At 32.1% G+C, this 1,803-nt stretch carries 3 protein-coding genes; all 3 read left to right on the top strand.

The annotated features are described in order from the left end of the window. Positions 1 to 151: 151 nt before the first annotated feature. Genes Q0649_RS20540 through Q0649_RS20550 form a run of 3 tightly spaced genes read left to right on the top strand, consistent with a single transcriptional unit; the run spans position 152 to position 1,776 of the window. Positions 152 to 325: a hypothetical protein gene (locus tag Q0649_RS20540; RefSeq protein ID WP_298846272.1), complete on the top strand. Its 174-nt coding sequence runs from the start codon at positions 152 to 154 to the stop codon at positions 323 to 325. Further along, positions 304 to 651 carry a plasmid mobilization protein gene (gene mobC / locus Q0649_RS20545; RefSeq protein ID WP_298846275.1) on the top strand — a complete coding sequence of 116 codons (348 nt, stop codon included), beginning with the start codon at positions 304 to 306 and terminating at the stop codon, positions 649 to 651. The genes Q0649_RS20540 and mobC overlap by 22 nt, the downstream gene beginning before the upstream one ends. Continuing rightward, a complete protein-coding gene (locus Q0649_RS20550) occupies positions 652 to 1,776 on the top strand; it encodes a relaxase/mobilization nuclease domain-containing protein (protein WP_298846276.1) in 1,125 nt (374 codons plus the stop codon). It abuts the gene before it with no gap. Positions 1,777 to 1,803 lie beyond the last annotated feature (27 nt).

Raw genomic sequence — 1,803 nt, forward strand, 5'->3', positions numbered from 1 at the left:
CAGAGCGAGATTCGTATTTGTATAGCCATGCTATAAAATACACCTCGCTAGGGTGCCCCTAGAACCCTTTTAGCAAAGATTTAAAAATGCCTTAAAAGGCATTAAAAGAAAAATACTAGAACAGTATAAAGAGGATACCGATATTTTCGTTTTGGACAAGCTCCGAAGGAATGGATTTGGAAACTTATTGAACCTATTAAATATTAAAGAAACAACTGACCAAGATACAAATAAAGTTTCACTTTATATCGAAACAGAAGAAAAAGTGGAACTTGCGAAATTCGAGAGAGAGGAAGAATATTTATGCCAGACAAAGGAGAAATAATTGTTCCTAAAAGAGAAAGAAGCAAACAGCTTAATATAAGATTAAGTAAAAATGAAGTAGAGCTGTTACAAAAAAACATTGAAAAATCAAAGCTTAGACAAAGTGAATATATAAGAAAATCAATACTCAAAAAAAATATTATAGTAATTGATGAAATTAAGGGGTTCATGGTAGAACTTAAAAGAGTAGGAAATAACCTTAATCAAATTACTAGAATGATGAATAATGGAGAAATCAAAGATAGTAAGGAATTATCAGAAGTTAAAAACAATCTTGAAACCGTATGGGATAAAGTAATCGAGGCATTAAAGAAGGTGAATGAATAATTGGCTATAATAAAAGGCTTATCTTCAAGAGCTACACCACAAAAAATAGTTACTTATTTAACTAAAGAAGAAAAGACTGAAAAAAAATTAATAAGTGGAAAAGATTGTAGTCCTGGAAGCATAGTTCAAGAGTTCAGGGCAACTAAAGAGCTTTATGATAAAACTGGAGGAGTCCAGTATCACCATATGATACAAAGTTTTAGTCCTAAAGATAATATAACTGCTGCGAAAGCACATGAATTAGGTCTTGAACTTGCAGAAAAACAGTTTAAGGGCCATGAAGTTTTTGTTGTTACTCATAAAGATAAAGAACATATCCATAATCACCTTGTAATTAACAGTGTGAGCTTTGAGGATGGCAAGAAGTATCAAAGTAACAGAACCAGTATGATAGAGCTGAAAAGGGCAAGTAACAGACAATGCGAGAGGGAAGGATTAATAACTTTAGACTTAGATCATAGAGCATCAGAGAGAATTACAACTGGAGAAAAGAGAATTGAGATGAAGGGTGGTACGACGTGGAAAGATGAATTAAGGCAGTGTATAGATTTTTCAAAAGAAAAAGCAAATAGCTTTAAAGAATTTAAGGAATCTCTAAAAAAGAATTTTGAAATAAATATACGAATAACAAATAAAACAATAAGTTATCAGCATCCAGAAAAGTTGAAACCTATAAGGGGTAGTAAGCTAGGTACTAACTATGATAAGGAGGAATTAGGAAATGAGTTTATTAGAAAAAGTAAAGGAATTGAAAGAGAAAGATTTACGGGAGAATATCAAAGCCAAGGAAATACAAGTGAAGGATATAGAGAAAAAAGAAGTAGAAAAGCAAATGTCGATTGGTCAGGAATTGAATCTAATGTCAAAAATGAAGGAAATAGATTATCAGAACAGTTTGGTAATGACGTCACTGGAGCAATACAACGGAAAGTACAAGATATTAAAGAAAGAACAGACAGAGCTACTGGCATCAGCAAACCAAAAGATAGAGCAATTAAAAACGAGCAACGAGATGATAAAAGAAGTGTTAAACCAGGAGCTTTCGAATCTAACGCTAAGTATGCAGCAAAAGACAAAGAACCTAATAAAAAAATCAGAAAAAGAAATATCGACTTTGAGCGATAATTTTGGAAAGATACTTTCTAACCTTAA

Origin of the sequence: uncultured Clostridium sp. (genome assembly GCF_937920395.1) — a bacterium.
In the GTDB taxonomy this organism is placed as follows: Bacteria; Bacillota; Clostridia; order Clostridiales; family Clostridiaceae; genus Clostridium_AD.

What these genes read in the sequence shown, in the direction of transcription:
- mobC (WP_298846275.1), top strand. Translation starts at nt 304, where the DNA reads ATGCCAGACAAAGGAGAAATAATTGTTCCTAAAAGAGAAAGAAGCAAA.